Source organism: Prevotella sp. 10(H), from assembly GCF_000711235.1.
Taxonomy (GTDB): Bacteria; Bacteroidota; Bacteroidia; order Bacteroidales; family Dysgonomonadaceae; genus Dysgonomonas.
Genome location: NZ_JOMI01000004.1, coordinates 223,626 through 243,250, shown reverse-complemented (window position 1 = coordinate 243,250; position 19,625 = coordinate 223,626). Strand labels below are relative to the sequence as shown.

The 19,625-nt window shown below is 38.7% G+C and carries 11 protein-coding genes; all 11 read left to right on the top strand.

Annotation, left to right across the window (positions count from 1 at the left end):
* Positions 1–22: 22 nt before the first annotated feature.
* The 11 genes from K348_RS0110255 (at position 23) to K348_RS0110205 (ending at position 19,562) form a co-directional block, all read left to right on the top strand.
* Positions 23–2,755, top strand: a complete 2,733-nt coding sequence (locus K348_RS0110255; RefSeq protein WP_029904877.1) for a substrate-binding domain-containing protein — start codon at positions 23–25, stop codon at positions 2,753–2,755.
* A 211-nt stretch (positions 2,756–2,966) separates the two neighbouring features.
* Entirely contained in the window at positions 2,967–3,968 is a 1,002-nt protein-coding gene (locus K348_RS0110250; protein ID WP_029904876.1) for a LacI family DNA-binding transcriptional regulator, read from the top strand.
* 71 nt (positions 3,969–4,039) lie between these two features.
* Positions 4,040–5,287 carry an L-fucose:H+ symporter permease gene (fucP, locus tag K348_RS0110245; protein ID WP_029904875.1) on the top strand — a complete coding sequence of 416 codons (1,248 nt, stop codon included), beginning with the start codon at positions 4,040–4,042 and terminating at the stop codon, positions 5,285–5,287.
* 35 nt (positions 5,288–5,322) lie between these two features.
* Positions 5,323–6,483 (top strand): glycoside hydrolase family 172 protein, encoded by a 1,161-nt coding sequence (locus K348_RS0110240; RefSeq protein WP_029904874.1) that lies wholly within the window; start codon positions 5,323–5,325, stop codon positions 6,481–6,483.
* Between the two features lie 205 nt (positions 6,484–6,688).
* Entirely contained in the window at positions 6,689–7,942 is a 1,254-nt protein-coding gene (locus K348_RS0110235; protein ID WP_029904873.1) for a DUF6786 family protein, read from the top strand.
* A 23-nt stretch (positions 7,943–7,965) separates the two neighbouring features.
* Positions 7,966–9,909 carry a glycoside hydrolase family 172 protein gene (locus K348_RS0110230; RefSeq protein WP_029904872.1) on the top strand — a complete coding sequence of 648 codons (1,944 nt, stop codon included), beginning with the start codon at positions 7,966–7,968 and terminating at the stop codon, positions 9,907–9,909.
* A gap of 28 nt (positions 9,910–9,937) precedes the next feature.
* A complete protein-coding gene (locus tag K348_RS0110225; RefSeq protein WP_029904871.1) occupies positions 9,938–11,710 on the top strand; it encodes an L-fucose isomerase in 1,773 nt (590 codons plus the stop codon).
* Positions 11,711–12,034: 324 nt separating this feature from the next.
* Entirely contained in the window at positions 12,035–15,145 is a 3,111-nt protein-coding gene (locus K348_RS0110220) for a TonB-dependent receptor (RefSeq protein ID WP_029904870.1), read from the top strand.
* 36 nt (positions 15,146–15,181) lie between these two features.
* A complete protein-coding gene (locus K348_RS0110215; RefSeq protein WP_029904869.1) occupies positions 15,182–17,119 on the top strand; it encodes a RagB/SusD family nutrient uptake outer membrane protein in 1,938 nt (645 codons plus the stop codon).
* A gap of 83 nt (positions 17,120–17,202) precedes the next feature.
* Positions 17,203–18,126, top strand: coding sequence for a hypothetical protein (locus tag K348_RS0110210; RefSeq protein WP_051697764.1), 924 nt, complete (start codon positions 17,203–17,205; stop codon positions 18,124–18,126).
* Positions 18,127–18,359: 233 nt separating this feature from the next.
* Positions 18,360–19,562 carry a glycoside hydrolase family 172 protein gene (locus tag K348_RS0110205; protein ID WP_029904867.1) on the top strand — a complete coding sequence of 401 codons (1,203 nt, stop codon included), beginning with the start codon at positions 18,360–18,362 and terminating at the stop codon, positions 19,560–19,562.
* The last annotated feature ends 63 nt before the right edge of the window (positions 19,563–19,625 follow it).

Here is a 19,625-nt window from a genome sequence, read left to right as displayed (position 1 = left end):
TATAGTCTGGAAAAGCGCAAAAATGAAATTTCTAATATCTGCCATATTCTTTATTTTGTTAACCTTCTGTTCGTCATCATGTACAGAAAGAAATAGATATGTGATTGGCGTGTCGCAATGCAGCGTAGATGAATGGCGCGATAAAATGAATATGGAGATGCAAAATGAAGCGGCTCTTTCTCAGAAAATCGATCTCATCATACTTTCCTCAAACGATGATACGGAAAAACAAATAGCGGATATAAAATATCTGATCGATCAGAAAGTCGATTTGCTGATTTTAACCCCTAATGAGATAGCACCAATGACTCCTTTAATAGAGGAAATTTATGAGAGTGGCATACCTGTAATTTTGGTTGACCGGAAAATAGATTCCGATAAATTTTCAGCCTTTATCGGAGCAGATAATTATCAGATTGGAGCGGAAGTAGGACGTTATGCAGTGATTTTGTTGAATGGAAAAGGGAATATTGTAGAGATAAAAGGATTGACGGGCTCAAGTCCTGCCATAGAAAGGCACCGGGGTTTCTATGATGTGTTACAGCAGTATCCTGAAATGAATATAGTTTTTGAAGGTGATGCCGGTTGGTTTAGAGACGAAGGCGGTGTTCAGATGCGTAAAGCTCTAAGTGCCCATGATAAAATAGATTTGGTTTTTGTCCATAACGACCGTATGGCGAAAGGCGCTTATGAAGAAGCGACGAAAGTAAACAGGGCAAAAGATATTTACTTTATAGGAATAGACGGTCTTCCCGGTCCCGGAGAAGGTATCGATATGGTATTGGATAATAAACTGGAAGCTACCTTTCTTTATCCTACAGGGGGAGATAAAACAATTCAACTGGCTACAGACATTCTGGAGAAAAGATATTTCAGAAAGGAAAATATATTGGCTACTTCGGTAATAGATAAAACAAATGCCAAAATATTGAAATTACAGACCGACCAGATTGTTGAACAACAGAATAAAATATTGCTATTGAACCAGCGGATTAATAAGCAGTTGGAGAGATACGTTGCTCAGCGCAATATTATGTATCTTATCAGTGTGTTGGCTATTTTGTTTTGCATACTGCTTATCGGCTTATTCCGGGCTTATCACATAAAGAAGAAGCTGAACAATAGACTTCATGAAAGTAATCTGGAAATAATAAAGCAAAAGAATGAACTGGAAACAAACCAATTGCAACTATTAGCATTGTCAAAGCAACTGGAAGAGGCCACACATGCTAAATTAGCTTTTTTTACCGATGTTTCGCATGATTTCCGAACTCCGCTCACTCTCATATCGGGACCAATAGATGTATTGTTAGAAACTACTGAGCCCCAGAATGAGAACTATAAATGGTTGAAAATAATAAAGAAAAATGTTGAAGTACTTTTGCGTCTGGTTAATCAGATAATAGAATTCAGGAGAATAGAAACGTATAATGTAAAGCTGAACCTTACTTCTAACGATATTGATGATTGTCTCAAAGACTGGAACTTGCTTTTTTTACAACTTACACAGAAAAATAAGATCAGGTTTCACTATAAAACAGATGATTCATATTTTACATTCATGTTCGACCTCGAAAAAATGGAACGAATCTATTTCAATTTACTATCCAATGCATTTAAGTTTACAGAAAAAGGAGGGAATATTTATGTCGGTCTTTCCAAAATAATCGAAGATGAGCAGGATTTTATTCAGATTACAATCTCCAATACAGGAAATGGATTATCGGACGATGATATTAATAATATATTCGAACGGTTTTACAGAGTTGAGTCTCATGTTACAGGTTCCGGCATCGGACTGGCATTGGTCAAAGCACTAGTCGAATTGCACGGTGGCAGTATCGCTGCTGTGAGCAAAAATAACCTTACGACTTTTATTGTCAAGATACCTTATATTAAGCCGCAAGAATCTGTAAATAAAGTTGAGGACAGGATAGTTTCATATGAGATTTTTTTACACGATAAAGATTTTGAAATTGATGATTCCGGATTCGATAACGAGACGGACGATAAATATACTATGCTCATAGTAGATGATAACGAGGAAATTCGTTTCTATATACGCTCTATTTTTAGGAATAAATATCATATAATAGAGGCTTCTGACGGAGAGGAGGGATTACATCTGGCGTACGAAAACAATATCGATATCATTATCAGTGATGTGATGATGCCGAAAATAGACGGAGTGGAATTGTGTACTAAAATAAAAGAAGATATTCGCGTTTGCCATATACCTATCGTATTATTAACAGCCTGTTCCTTGGACGAACAACGTATAAAGGGCTTTGAGAGCGGTGCTGATGCGTACATCTCTAAACCTTTTAACCCTCAGATATTAGAGGTAAGAATACAGAAGATGCTCGAGAACAGACAAAAAATCAGAAAGTCTTTAACGGAGAATGCTTTCTTTCAAAATCAGAATGTACTAAATATTAGCCGACTAGACGATGAACTTATTCTGAAATTCAGAAATTATGTTTTGGAACGAATTTCAGATACTAACTTAAATGTAGAAGATATCAGCAGCGAATTCGGATTTTCAAGAGCGCAGTTCTACAGAAAGATGAAAGCGATAACCAATCAAGGTCCGAATGAATTTATCAGGACCATAAGGCTAAACAGGTCTATAGAAATATTGAAATCCGGAAAGACTGTGTCGGAGGTCGCTTATGAAGTAGGTTTCACATCTCCTTCGTACTTCACGAAATGTTTTAAGGAGTTTTTCCATAAAAATCCTTCGGAAATATATTAATACTATAATTTCTTTATTTGTCATTCATCTGTAATTTATTGAAACTTTTATTCATATTTCCATTCAAAAGATCAATCTTTGCTATCACAAATATGATTGAAAATTTTTTTTTCAAAAATTCCGGAAAAAATTTGCTAAAACGATTAATTGAATTATATTTGCACTATTGTTAAGAATAAATCGTATTATTTAAGCATACATTTCTATTCGAATGGCCAGAGTTTCTATAAAAGATATTGCAGAAAAATTAGGGGTGTCCAGCGCCACAGTTTCCTTGGTCTTAAACGAGAAAGATAAAGATTCCCGTATAGGTAAGGAAGTTGCAGAAAAAGTGCGTAAGGCTGCAATAGAGATGAATTACAGGCCTAATATGGCAGCAAGAAGTCTGAGAACAGGGAAGACAAAGACATTAGGACTGATTGTGGCTGATATTTCAAATCCATTTTTTGCTAAACTGGCCCGACATATTGAGAATATCGCAGCCGATAAAGGTTATCAGGTAATGTTCGGCAGTTCGGATGAGTCAAGCATTAAATTCGAAAAGCTTACCCATCTTTTTATAGAAAAGAATGTGGACGGTATAATCGTTGTGCCACCTCAGGATAGTGAAGGTTCTATAATGGAACTGGTCAAGCGTAAAGTGCCTTTAGTATTGGTAGATAGAGGAATCGAAGGACTACCAGTGAGCTCTATTCAGATAGATAATGTAGGTGCATCTTTCGAATTAACGAATATACTTCTCGATCGCGGATGCAAACGTATCGGCTTTATGGCGTATAATATTAATTTGCCGAATATAAAGAAAAGATACGAAGGATATGAAAAGGCCTTAAAGATGAGAGGTTTGCCGATAGATAGTAACCTAGTTTGTTCGGTGAGTTTTGAAAATTTTGAAGAGAATGTAAAGCGTGCTATAAAAACCTTAATCGATAATGATATAGATTCTGTGGTGTTTGCTACCAACAGGGTAGGTGTTCAATCATTGATAGCATTACAGGACTATGTAGATTACAAGAAACTTAAATATGTCAGCATAGACAATCCTGACGAATATATTTTTGCAGATATAGACATTACATGTATAGCTCAGCCCGTCAAGGAATTGGGCGAAAGAACCTTAGATATTTTATTCAAATATATTGAGAACCCGAAATACAGAGTTGTGGAGTATGTAACTCTGCAAGCAAATATTGTAATACCGGGGAAAGAATAGCCTTTTAAGCCCAACTGTTTTTTTGCCATTTCAGTTAAACGTATTAGCTAATTAGTTTTAATAATACTATAATGGAAAACACAAAAAAGAAAATTACTTTATTCACTTCTCCAACTGGGAGTAGTTATCTGATTCCTTTTATTTTAGTCAGCAGCCTCTTCCTTATGTGGGGCATTGCACATGGCTTGCTCGATGTGCTGAACAAGCATTTTCAGGAAGCATTTACGATGACAAAAGCACAATCAGGCTTTGTCCAGTTCTCCACTTATATTGCTTATGGATTGATAAGCGTTCCGGCCGGGATGTTTATGCGTAAGTACGGATATAAAAAAGGGATTATATTAGGCTTGCTGATATACGCGGTAGGTTCCTTCTCATTTTTGCCTGCTGCATATTTACATTCGGCAAATCCGTTTTTCATCGCATTGTTTGTCGTTGCCTGCGGATTATGCTTCTTGGAGACGGCAGCAAATCCATATTCGACGGTGCTAGGTCCTAAAGAAAGCGGCGCACAACGTCTGAATCTTTCCCAGTCTCTAAACGGATTAGGTTGGATTTTGGGACCACTTATCGGAGGCTATCTTATTTTCGGAGCCGAAGAAGGAGATACGTTAGCCTTAACAAAGCCTTATATCCTTTTGGGTATATGCACATTAGTTATTGCTGTACTCTTCGTCTTCGTAAAATTACCTAATATACAGGAATCGAATGATGAGGAAGTGCAAAATGTTCAGGCTGTTGTAGTTGAAGAAAAACAAAAGCCCTTATTTAAGCATAAGCATTTTGTATTAGCTGTGCTGGCTTTGATAGCTTATATGATGGCCCAGTCCGGCATTTTTGGATTCTTTATCAATTATGTGATGGAACAGGATTCTTCAATTACAAAGATAGAAGCGACCCGGTTGTTATCATTCGGAGGGATGCTACTCTTTATGATCGGGCGCCTTTCGGGTAGTTTCATAATGTCTAAATTCAAACCTCATCATATTTTATCATTCTACGCTTTGATGTGTACAATAATGATGGTTCTGGTTATTCTTACTTTGGGCAAAATATCATTGTATGCCTTGTATGTAACATTCTTCTTTATGTCGATTATGTTCCCGACTATTTATGCATTAGGCCTTGTTAAGATGGGTGCATATACAAAACGTGCCGCTTCATTCCTAACAATGGCCGTGGCTGGAGGAGCATTTTCTCCAATTATAATGGGAGCCTTAGGGGAAGAGAATATGGCAATAGGATTCTTTATTCCTTTAGCATGCTTCTTATTTATACTATACTTCGGTTTGCGTGGATATAAGGTATGTACAGACTAAAATAAAACTAACATATATTCTATAATTAAATTACTATGAAAAAAATTTGCTTTATTATCAGTGTTTTTTTGTTAGCACAATTTTCTTTTTCACAACAATCGTTTAATGGATTGGATATGAATATGGGTAATCTGTATCGGTTGTCAGATGCCAAAACACGCTCTATCAGTCCTGAAAACTTTACAGGCGAAAAAGGTAAAGGTGGAATGGCTGATCCAAAAATGCAAGGTGACAAACGGAATGTAGCAAATGCACATCATCAGTCACGCGATCTGGGACAAACATGGAAAGTGAATCCGTATATTCATATTGCCCCGGGTGAAACTTTTACATTAGCAGAAATAGATGGATCGGGAGCAATTCAGCATATCTGGATGACCCCTACCGGAAACTGGCGTTTCTCTATTCTTCGTTTCTATTGGGATGATGAAAAGGAGCCCTCAGTAGAATGTCCTGTGGGAGATTTCTTTGGAATGGGTTGGGGAGTTTATGCTCCGTTAAACTCTTTGGCAGTATGTGTTAATCCGGGAAGTGCATTCAATTGCTACTGGACTATGCCTTTCAGGAAAAAATGTAAAATAACGATGGAGAATGTAAATCCGGATGATGCAATGGTATTATATTATCAGATTGATTATACATTAACAGATGTTCCTGCAGATGCTGCTTATTTCCATGCACAGTTCCGTCGGACACACTATAATGAAACATCCGATTATACTTTGATCGATGGCATCAAAGGAAAAGGACAGTATGTCGGTACATATATGGCTTGCGGCGTTCACAATAACGGATGGTGGGGCGAAGGTGAAATCAAATTCTTTATGGATGGCGATACAAAATACCCTACAATCTGTGGTACGGGAGCTGAGGATTATTTCTGCGGGTCTTACAATTTCGATCGTGAAGGCCAATATAAAGAGTTCAGTACTCCTTACGCAGGGTTACATCAGGTCATCCGTCCGGACGGGACATACCGTTCTCAACAGCGCTTTGGAATGTACAGGTGGCACATTACAGATCCGGTGCGCTTCGATAAAGACCTGAGGGTAACTATACAGGACTTAGGATGGAGAATAGGAGGCAGGTATCTACAGCAAAAGTCTGATATCTCTTCGGTAGTATTCTGGTACCAGAGCGAGCCTCATGCAAAATTCCCTCAATTACCTAAATGGGAAGATTTGGAAGTTATATAATACAGTATTTTCTGTAAACTTAGATGTAAAGATGAGGAGTATACCAATACTCCTCATTATGGGACTTTAAATCTATCTTTTCTCTGATAAGAGATTAATTCAAACACTGCTTATCTCTTTGTAATATCGCTTAATCGATTTATTCGACTATGAATGTATTATAAATATGTTTGTCAGTTAAAATCAAATAATAAAAAATAAATATATGAGCAAGATTAATCCACTGGTCGCTATCATATTGGCATCAGGCTTATTATTTAGTTGTAGTAATAAGAATACTAAAAAGGAGGGAAAAGAAACAGCTATGGAAACTTATGAAAAAGGAACATTCGGATATGATCTGAATTATTTGTCTTCGAAAGACAGCTTGATAATACTGAAAGGGGATAATGACAAGGCACAGGTTATAATCTCCCCTAAATATCAGGCTAAAGTATTTACCAGTACAGTAGATGGCTTATCGGGCAAGAGTACGGGCTTTGTTGGATATAAGGCCTTTGAATTGACTACTCCTGATGAGCATATGAACGGGTACGGCGGTGAAAATCGTTTCTGGCTGGGGCCTGAAGGCGGTAAGTATTCTGTTTACTTTGAAAAAGGTAAGGAACAGGTTTATGATAATTGGCATACACCGAAACCGATTGATATCGAGCCTTGGAATCTGGTATCGGCTACAGCACAGAAAGCAGTAATGAGTAAAGAGATGGAAGTTGCAAACTATTTTGGTATACAATTAAAACTTAATGTTGACCGTACTGTTGAATTTCTGAATTCGGCCAGAATTAAATCATTATTAGACATAGAATTGGGTGAGAATGTAAAATCTGTAGCATACAGCACACAAAATGTTATTACTAATAAAAATGATTTTGAATGGACAAAACAAACGGGTACAATTTCTACATGGATACTCGATATGTTTATTCCTGCACCTAAAGCTGTGACGATTATTCCATTCAATGAGGGTGACGAGAAGGCATTAGGGAAAATTGTAACAAGTGACTATTTCGGTGAAATACCGGCAGACAGATTAGTGACTAAGAATAATACGCTTTATTTTAAAACCGATGGTGCTGAACGGGGTAAGTTAGGTTTAAATTCAAATCGTACGACAGGAGTTGCTGGTAATTACGATCCGGATTCGAAAAGACTGACAATTACAACTTTCGATGTTGAAAGAAGTGCGACTTATCTCAACCAAGAGTGGAATCCGACAAAAGATCCGCTCATTGGGGATGCAATGAATGCATATAATGACGGGCCGCTTGCCGATGGAAGCATTATGGGACCATTCCTTGAAGTAGAAAGCTGTTCGCCTGCTGCATTTCTGAAGCCGAATGAATCACAGTCACATAATCACAATGTATTCCACTTTGTTGGGGAACCGGCTGATTTATCGAAAATTACAGAGAAAGTTTTAGGCGTTTCTGTAAATGATATTTTGAATGCTTTTAAATAAATGGCCTCTGAATATTTATAATTATGAAAAGACTTATTTTTATATTGTTCTGTATTTTATTTTTTATACCTCTCTATCCTCAGAAAAAAGGGAGTAAAGAACAAACTGCACCGCCCATTACTCTGGTCAATGAACTTGAGCAACTCTATAACCCTTCATTATTGCCGCAGTATAGAGAAGGTATAATGGAGCAGGAATCGAGTTACGACCGTACGGGAAACAACGATGACGGTTTCTCGGGCAAATATTCCTATATACGAAAAGAAGGAGATAAACTGGTATTGGCCGATTATAAAGGCCCGGGAGTTATTAACCGTATATGGACTCCTACGCCGACTACCGATACAATACGATTCTATATCGACGGGGAAAAAGTACCGCGTATAAGCATACCGTTTATCGATTTGTTCTCAGGTAAGACTTTTCCTTTTGTCAATCCGGTATGCGGTAACGAAGTAGGCGGTTATTATTGTTATGTACCTATACAATTTGCAAAATCATGTAAAATTGTATTCTGCGGTGAAAAAATAATGTTTCATCAGATACAGTACCGCCCATATCCGCAAAATACGAAAGTAGAGCCATTTAATATGGCGTGGACTGAGGCTCAAAAAGAGGTTCTGGATAAAGCATGCAATTTTTGGAACCGTCAGGTTAAACCTTTAACTTGCTTAGATAAGTCCGGATTGTTAACTGAAACCAAGCAATTCTTTCTTGCTCCCGGTGAAGTACTACCTCTTTTCACAACAAATGAAGGTGGACGAATTGCGGGAATAGAACTTGATTTCGGTGCGGCTCTTGAAGGGACAAATAAAGATATCATTCTTAAAGCACAATGGGATGACGATGAATCTCCGGCGATTTACAGTCCTGCTGCCGATTTCTTCGGTTATGCATATGGTAAACCGGCAATGCAAAGCTTGCTATTAGGCTCTTATCAGGGAACAAACTATTGCTATATACCAATGCCGTATCAGAAGAAGGCTGATATGAGCCTTATATATGAGAAAAGACAAGGCGGAAATCAGTCTAAAGTTGAAGTTAAGGCAAAAGTATATTATACTAAGGAAGTTCAAAATCCTGGAAAAGAAGGCCGCTTGTATACTATTTGGCGCAGAGAGATCAATCCTAAAGATTTTGAACCTTACTTGTTTGCAGATGTAAAAGATCGCGGGCATTATGTAGGTATTACCCATATCGCACAAGGCTTACGTCCGGGGATGACTTTGTTCTTCGAAGGAGATGATTCTACTGTAGTGGACAATAAACTGCGAATGCATGGAACTGGGTCGGAAGATTATTACAATGGCGGCTGGTATGCATTGCTCGACCGTTGGGATCGTGGTGTAAGTTTACCGATACACGGTTCTCTCGACTACTCCTTACCTATGGCGCGTACGGGCGCTTACCGTTTCTTCCTGACAGACAAAGTCGTTTTCGAAAATAATCTTTTGGTAACAATAGAACACGGGCCAGAGCAAAACAGATTTCCGGTAGATTATACTTCAGTTGCATTCTATTATGGTTCTAAACCCGCAGATTGCAGTGTGCAACCGACGGAAAAATTACGTACTGTATATTATCCCTCTACTCATATTTACTTCCCACAGTTAATGAACCTGTCTATCGGACATGGACTTAAATTAGAAAACAGAGAACGCCTTATTGCTGAAACTGAAAACGAAGGTATGGTACGTATCATGCTGGACGAGGTGCCGGAAGGAGTTTACAGGATAAAACTGACATACTATAAAACACCGGATGGCGGAGCATTCGAGGTATGGAACCGGCAGAAACCAATAAAATCATGGGAAGATGCTTATAGCGAACAAGAAGTAAGAATAGAGAATGCCGACTTGGGTACATTTACACTCACACGGCACACAAACTCTATATCTATTAAAGTAAAGAAGACAGAAAAGGGCTCGAAATTCCATTTCGATATACTGACACTTGAAAAACAATAACAGAAAATAGAACTTAAAACTGACAATCATGAAAAAAACTAATTATCCTAAAATCGGTATTCGTCCTATTATCGACGGACGCAGAAGAGGCATACGCGAATCGCTGGAAGAAACTACAATGGGTATGGCTAAAAATGTAGCTGCATTTTATTCAGCCAACCTGAAATATCCTGACGGTTCTCCGGTTCAGTGCGTAATAGCCGATACATGCATAGGTGGTGTAAAAGAAGCAGCTAATTGTGCTGAAAAATTTGAAAAGGAAAATGTCGGTCTGTCGCTTTCGGTAACGCCATGCTGGTGCTACGGCTCGGAAACAATTGATATGAATCCGTTGATACCCAAAGCCATTTGGGGCTTCAACGGAACACAGCGTCCGGGTGCTGTTTATCTGGCTGCAGCTTTGGCGGCTCATAACCAGAAAGGTTTGCCGACTTTTGGAATTTACGGACATGAAATACAGGATATCGGCGATAATAATATACCGGAAGATGTTCAGGAAAAGCTTCTTCGCTTTGCAAAGGCCGGACTGGCAGTGGCTTTGATGCGCGGAAAGTCATACCTGGCTATAGGCACGGTATCTATGGGTATAGCCGGATCGATGGTAAATGCAGATATGCTTCAGGAGTATTTCGGTATGAGAACGGAATATGTTGACTGCTCTGAAATACTTCGCCGTGTTCAGCTGGAAATATATGATAAGGATGAATATGAAAAAGCATTGGCATGGACGAAGAAAAACTGTGTCCCTAACGAAATGGATGACCATAATCCGGAACATCTGATTCGTTCACGTGAACAAAAAGATAAAGACTGGGAATTTGTTGTGAAAATGGCTCTGATTTTCCGTGATCTAATGATAGGAAATGATAAGTTGGGAGCAGGTTGGGGTGAAGAAGCCATGGGGCATAATGCTATTTGCGGAGGTTTTCAGGGACAACGTCAATGGACTGACTTTATGCCGAACGGTGATTTTGCAGAAGCGATATTGAATTCCTCTTTCGACTGGAACGGGATACGTGAGCCATTTGCTTTTGCTACCGAAAACGATCATCTGAACGGAATGTCTATGTTGATGAATAAATTGCTGACCAACACTGCGCAGATATTCGCAGACGTTCGTACCTACTGGAGCCCTCAATCTATCGAGCGAGTAACAGGATGGAAACCGGAAGGCAGGATGAAAGACGGTGCTATACATCTCATTAATTCAGGATCATGTACACTTGATGGAACCGGACAGCAGTCTAAAGACGGAAAACCTGCAATGAAACCATTCTGGGAAATAGAAGAAGCTGAGGTTGATAAAATGTTGAAAGCTACAGAATGGGGGCCTTCATCTCTCGAATATTTCCGTGGGGGCGGATACTCCTCAAAGTTTCTCACCAGGCCGGATATGCCTGTTACTATGTGCCGTCTGAATTCCGTGAAGGGTTTGGGGCTGGTCTTGCAGATTGCCGAAGGCTGGACTGCAACCTTCCCTGATAAAGCATTTGAAATTATCGATCAACGTACAGATAAAACTTGGCCATCCACATTCTTCGTACCACGTGTTACAGGAAAAGGATATTTCAAGGATGTATATTCTGTAATGAACTATTGGGGCTCTAATCATGGAGCAATAAGTTATGGCCATATCGGAGCCGATCTTATTTCTTTGGCATCAATGCTTTGTATACCTGTATGTATGCATAATGTTGAAGAAGGTAAGATATTCCGACCTTCGGCGTGGGGAGCATTCGGCTCTGATACCGAAGGTGCAGACTACAGGGCATGCAATACATATGGCCCGATCTATAAATAAGAACGAGAATGCAGATGCATAATCAAGTGCAGTGCTCATTGATGTTATATGGCAATTTTTCAGCTATATAAGTAAAATTGCCATATCGAAATTACCTCATTATTAAAAAACAAATTAAGGCGTAATAAATATTAGATTTTTTGTAAGATGATTCTATAGAGATTTTTAATACTCTGAAAAACACATTTTATATTGTTGATACACAAATAAATAAAACTTCATTGCATAAGGGGTGATTCATTACTCCCTGCTATGCATACGCCTTACTTAATGTTTATTGTATCGTTATGTGCTCTATTGTAAATACAAATTTAGTATTAAACTATGAAAAACGTTAGATTAAAAAAACTTGTAAGAACTTGCTTTTTGATGACATGTCTTCTTCTAAATTTTGTTTTTATTCTTGCCCAATCAGGAGGAAGCAAACAAATTACAGGACGTGTAAGTGATCAGAAAGGAGAATTACTCGCGGGAGTAGTGGTTGTTGAAGTAGGAACTACGAATGGTGTGATAACTGATGAAAATGGGACTTATACCATTATGGTAAAGTCTGGAAGTCCGGTATTAAAATTTACATGTATCGGCTTTAAAGAGAAAGTTGTCGAAACCGGAAAAAATGCTATTGTAGACGTTGCTTTAGATGAAGATGTCGCTTTCCTTGATGAAGTAGTGGTAGTCGGATTCGGTTCTCAGAAGAAAGCCTCTGTAGTAGGTGCTATCAGTACTATAGAACCTCAGAGTTTATTATCGGCTCCGGCTCGTTCAATAAGTAATAACCTCGCAGGTAAACTGGCGGGTGTCATTGCAGTACAACGAACAGGAAATCCATGGTTCAATGATTCTGATTTTTGGATCAGAGGTATGAGTACGTTTGGCAATTCCAAACCTTTAGTATTGATAGACGGTATAGAGCGTTCTATGCACGATATGGATCCAAATGAAATAGAGTCTTTTTCAGTTTTGAAAGATGCTGCAGCCAGTGCCGTATATGGTGTTCGAGGAGCAAATGGAGTGGTAATGATTACTACAAAACGAGGGAAAATCGGAGCTCCGAAAGTCACTGCCCGTTTTGAGCAGGCATTTACCCGGCCTACTAAGATACCTAAATATATAGGTTCAGTTCCATATCTGGAACTTATGAATGAACTTTTCTTGGATGCTAATCCGCTGAAACCTGTACCTAATAGCGAGGCCGTTCTTGAAAATTATAGAAATAACACTGACCCGGACTTATATCCTGATATCAATTGGTGGGATGTAGTAGCAAAGGACCATGCAAGTAGTACAACTGCCAATATCGATATTAACGGAGGTAGTGATATATTACGCTATGCATTAACGCTGGGTGTATATAATGAAAGCGGGATTATTGAAAGAGATAGAAATCAGGAATGGGACTCATCTTTGAAGGTAAGACGCTATAATGTTCGCTCTAATGTGGATATTAATTTAACGAAGACGACTCTTTTTCGATTTAATATCGGGGGCCATTTGATAACACGTAATTCACCTCCGGGATGGGATGAAACTAATTTCGGTATTTTTTATCAGGCTTCAAGGGTACCACCATATAGACACCCTCCGATTTATTCTTCAGGAGAGATACCTCGGGTCGAATTCAGAGAAAACCCATGGGCTTGGGCTACACAACGGGGATATGAAACCCTGAATCGTCACAAAATAGAATCGTTAGCATCTATTGAACAGGATTTAAAAGCAATAACACCGGGATTGAGCGCTAAGTTAAGTTTCTCTTTTGACAGATATTCCGGAGCATATAAAGTTAGAGGCAAAAATCCGGATTATTACAAAGAAGCTCGTTACAGAAATCCGGACGGAAGTTTAAATTTAGAAATAGATGTGAACGGACAGCAATTTTTAGGTTACGATAAAGGCTCGGAATGGGGAGAACAAAGCATTTATATGGAAGGTGCTGTTAATTACGACAGAGTATTTGATGGAAAGCATGCGGTAAATTCTATGCTGATGTACAACCAAAGGGAGCTTGAGAGGGGTCAGGAAGCTTGGGACAGACTACCTTATCGTACACAAGGTATTGCCGGAAGATTTTCATATACTTATGATACCCGTTACATAGCGGAATTTAACTTCGGATATAACGGATCGGAAAACTTTGCTAAAGGCAAACGTTATGGATTTTTCCCTTCCGTTTCATTAGGTTGGATTATATCGCAGGAAAGTTTTATGCAAGGCATATCAAAAACTATTTCAAACCTAAAATTAAGAGGTTCGTGGGGACAGGTTGGGAACAGTATACTTGGCAGAAACATTTGGGATAACAGATTTGCATATCTATCCACAATTAATGATTATGGATGGTATACCTTGGGTACGGAAAGTAATTTCTTCCGTGTTGGTAAGGCTGAAGGGAATGTTGAAAATGCTTCTTTAACATGGGAAACATCTACTAAAACTAACTTAGGACTTGAAATTGGGCTTTTGGGTAATGCAATAAACTATACGGTCGATATTTTCATGGATAAACGTAAAGATATATTTATGCAGCGAACAACGGTGCCGGGTTCTGCGGGCTTTATCCAAACTCCTTACGCAAATTTTGGTAAAGTAGAAAATAAAGGTATTGAGATGTCACTTAATATTAATAAGAAATTATCAGATGACTGGTATATCACAGCAATGGCTAACTACACCTTTGCTCGTAATAAAATTATCGAGAAAGATGAACCTGAAGCTGTAATAGGAACAAGCAGGGCTGAAACCGGCCATCCGGTAAACCAGTTATTCGGATTTATTGCCGATGGCCTTTTTACAGAGGATGATTTTGATTCTTCAGGAAATGTCAAACCCGGAATACCTGTTTATATCGGGACTACCCTACGTCCCGGAGATATTAAATATAAAGATATGAACGGGGATAATGTAATTGATCCGAAAGACCGGACTGCTATAGGTGGTACATTTAATCCTGAGATTGTCTATGGGTTTGGTGCTAATATCAGATATAAAGCTATCGATTTTGGATTTTTCTTTCAGGGAGTTGGCAATACCTATCAATTGTTAGGAGGAGAGAATTGGTTGCCGGGAACAGCGCAGGGCGCTACCGGAAATATCTTTAGCAACTATAATGACCGTTGGACTAAAGATAATCCAAGAGATGATACGTTCTGGCCAAGACTTACTTACGGCCCTAATATAAATAATGAACAAGCATCTACGTGGTGGCTTAAGGATATGAGTTTCTTACGTTTAAGAACATTAGAGGCAGGCTATTCTTTCCCTCAGAAGTGGTTAAATACATTTGGTGTAGAAAACCTTCGTGTTTTTGCCAGAGGGTCTAATCTGTTGACTTTCTCCAAATTTAAACTATGGGATCCCGAGCTGGATACAACTGACGGACTTAAATATCCGATGACTCAGTCGGTATCATTCGGATTAAGTATTAATTTCCGATAGGAAATAATAGAAGCCTTAAAATAAAAAACAGAAAATATGAAAAATATAAAATACTTAATACTGACTACTGTGTGCTTTATCCTAATTATAAACACAACAGGATGTTCTGATTATCTCGATAAGAAACCTGACGACTATCTTACATTAGAAATGGTATTTACAGATAAGATCAGGACAGAAGACTGGCTTGCCGGCGTGTATTCGGGGGTTCCTAACCCAATGTGGGGTTATTTTAAAGACCAAGGATGGAATATTATGGCAGATGATATAACTATTCCTTCCGAATGGCAGCCTTTCGGTTGGCGAAATTCTTATGCATATACTGTAGGAGATTGGAACTCTCAGTCTGAATGGGGACCTAATTATTGGGTTACATTGCCTCAGAAGATACGTAGTGCCCTTATTTTTATTGAAAATGCTCGTCCGAATGAGGCGCAAAATATGGGTGAAGCATATGTTACCAGAATGAAGTATGAGGCCCGTTTTCTTATTGCCTATTTTTATTCTCTTATGATTGAATTATATGGCCCTATTCCATTCAAGCCCGGAGTTATCGAGTCTGTTGATGCTCCTGCTTCCGAATTGATGACCAGTCAATCTCCATATGATGATATTGTTGATTGGATAGACAATGAACTGAAAGAAGTAGCGAAGCATCTACCTGCAGTTTATCCGGACACAGATTGGGGAAGAGCTACTTCTACAATGTGTCATGCTGTAAGGGCGCGTACTCTTCTTTTTGCTGCAAGCCCTTTATTTAACGGAAATCCCGATTTTAAAGACTGGAAAAATAGTGAAGGAGTAAACCTCTTCAAGCCAACCGTAGATCCGGCCAAATGGAAACGTGCTGCAGATGCTCACAAAGAATTGATTGATTTTGCACATACGAATGGTTATAAATTATATGATGAAGGGGGCGATCCATTTATGTCATATTATAACATGTCGCTGAAAAGATTTTCGGAAGGTAATAAGGAAATCATATTTGGGAGGACATGGAATAGGGATAACGATAATTATGAAGGTTTACGAACTTGGCAGGAACATCATTTGCCAAAAGGAATAAGAGGAAACGCCGGGATGGGTGTAACTCAGGAACTGGTGGATGCGTTCTTTATGAAAAACGGATTGAGCCCGATATTGGGTTATGATACTAACAATATGCCGATTATTAATCCTGAATCAGGATATTCAGAAAGAGGATTCTCGCAGAACGGAGAAATAAGGAATACTAAATGGAAAGGTGGTTTGGGAGAAAACAATGTACAAGGGCAGATAACACTTCCGGGCACATTTAATATGTACTGTAATCGTGAGCCTCGTTTTTATGTTTCAGTGATTTATAATGAAGCATGGCTGGGAGTTGCTAACAGAAGGGTGGAATTTCTACAGAATGGAGGAAGAGATACCGGTCCTACATTCGATGCTCCTCAAAATGGCTATAATGTAAGAAAAAGAATAAGTCTGGAAACGAATCCTTTGGTTACAGGAGGTTGGACATACCAGCCTGGTATTATTTATCGTTTGGCTGAAGCATATTTGGGCTATGCCGAAGCACTAAATGAGTATGATCCCGGGAATGCCGACATTCTGAAGTATATAAATGAAGTGAGAAAAAGAGCCGGAATACCAGAATACAATGAAACCGGCATAAACGGTATAAAAGTTAATACAAAAGATAAAGATGCAATTCGCAAATTGATTCAACTAGAAAGAAGAATTGAGTTCAATTGTGAAGGTATACGCTTCCATGACGTCCGTCGCTGGAAAATTGCAGAAACAGAATTTACACGTCCTTATTATGGTATGAATTTTTCCGGTTCTGAAAAGAGCGATGATGTAAACAATCCGAATGCATTTTACAAGCGTACTTTCTATAGAAACCGCATATTTAATAAGAGGATGTATGTTTGGCCTGTTCCTCAAAAGCAGATTGACATAAATCCGAAATTAAGCCAGGCTCCGGGTTACTAATACTAAAAATTAGAAGAGCTGATTTTAGCCTTTTCAGAATCAGCTCTTTTATAAAAAGTAATAATAAATATAAATAATATCTTATGAAATCGATTAAATTTATTATATATGTACTTTTATTTGCTCTGGTTGTCAGTTCGTGTAAGAACGACAGCGATTTGCCCGAATTTCCTACAAAGTATGCCCGCATTCTTCAGCAAAGTATAACAGTCAGAACTCAGGAGACAAATAAAATAACTGTAAATGCACATTTTGATAGTGAAGAAACGGCTGCTGAGAAATTTACGTGGAGTGTTTCAGATTCTAAATTGGCTTCTGTAGTTACGAATTCAGATAATTCTGCCACAATCGAAGGACTTATCCCGGGACAAACAGTTCTCAAGATAGAATCGGAAGATGGTAAAATCAAGTATTTCACTACATTGGTGGTGGTAAAGGCACCTATTTTCGATGCCATATTTATTGATTTTGGACCTGTAAAATCGCCGACACCTTTCAATAATTTTGAATGGCCGACGGATCAGAAACTCGAGAATCTGACAGATGAATATAAGAAGAACACAGGGTATACAATTGAAATGGTAGGGACATTTAATGAAATGACCCGGGATTTTACTAACGATTTAGGATTTCCGGCAGATGTAGGAAGAGATATGTTCTTTAATGACGGTATTCATGTTGAATCGGCAGGATTTGTCCTTTCAAATTTGAATAAGGAGTATAAATATACACTTGTTTTCTACAGTTCAATTAATGATTCTAATACGGAAAACGAATATATTGTCAAAGGTAAAAATGAAAGCACAGCTCTTCTTAATACAGCTCATAACAGAGACAGGGTTGCTATAGTAGAACAGATTGTTCCTGATGATGAAGGAAAAATAAATATTAAAATCCAGTCTGGTCCGAATGCAACACACTGGGCCAAATTTTACAGTATAAATGCCATGATGATTGTAGCTGAAGATTATGAAATTAAGTTTCCAATATCCTATAATACTAATTAAGTTTAGCTATTCTATGTAAATAGAGTCATTAATAGGAAACGGATCTCAGAACATTTGTCTGGCAGTGGGACTGCATTCTATTCGATCACAGAAGCTTTGAATTATTATTTTATAGAGATTTTTTGAGTAATGGTGAGTTTACATTCAGCCCCGATCTTTTGGGGAAAGGGGCTGATGTATAACTATGATAAAAATAAATGTGTATGAATTGATTTATATAAACAGAATTTACTATGAAAAGAGAATTGAAATTAGCTTTTGTTTGTTTTCTGGCAGCATTCTTTTGTATGCCGGATATGGAAGCGCAGAATCCTGTGCCGGGTACAATGTATGAACTTTCCCAGATTAAGAATGGTATGCGCAGCAGGCGTATCAGCAGTAATGATCCTACCGGAGGAGTTGTCGACCATTTATCTAATATCAAACCGGGAGAGAAACGGATAATTGCCGAAATACCGGGTTCGGGCATTATCAATCATATGTGGATGACAATGGGGCCGGAGCCTCATATCATCAACCGCAGTGATATTATCCTGCGCATATATTGGGATGGAAATGATTACCCTTCTGTGGAGTCTCCTATCGGCCCGTTCTTCGGACAGGGATGGAACGAGCAGTATAATTTTTCAGCTTTGCCTATCACTGCAGGTCCGGCAAATGGTACAGCATTGGTGTCGTATTTTTCTATGCCTTTTGCAAAAGGAGCGAAGATCGAAATAGAGAATCAGGCAGATGTAAACCTCGATAAGTTCTATTTCTATGTAGACTATTATGAAACAAAGAAACTGCCGGAGAATCTAGGCCGCTTCCATGCGTGGTACAACCATGAACTAACTGAAGCTGCCTCAGAAGGGGAAACGGAATGGGGAGTAGTAGGTCCACAGGATAAGAATACGACCGGAGAGCGTAATTATGTATTTGCTGATATTAAAGGCAAAGGTCACTTTGTTGGTTTGAATTATTATGTACACTGTCCGTCACCGATATGGTACGGTGAGGGAGACGATTTCTGGTTTATCGATGGAGAAACGAATGCTTCCATATTAGGAACAGGTACGGAAGACTTATTTAATACTTCATGGTGTCCTAAAGAACCGTATTCGCATCCTTATTATGGATATCCACGGGTGAATAACGATGTGGGCTGGTTGGGACGTACACATATATACCGTTTCTTTATCGAAGACCCTGTGTTTTTTGAAAAAAGTCTGAAAGCAAGTATAGAACACGGACATGCAAATAATCTGACGCTCGATCTGGCTACAGTAGCATATTGGTATCAGACGGAGGCTAGCCAATTGCCGCCTGCCCCATCGAAGGAAGTTCGCAAACTGAAGCCGTTTATTAATGTGCCTGATATGCATCGCTGGCGCCATGAATGGAGAAAGAACAGAGGCGAAGACCCGAAACTTTGGGGGAATGAAATGCCAAAGTAAGTGTTTTTAATTAAAGAGGGGCAAACTACCCCTTATTGACAGGGGTAGTTTATTCTATTAAGA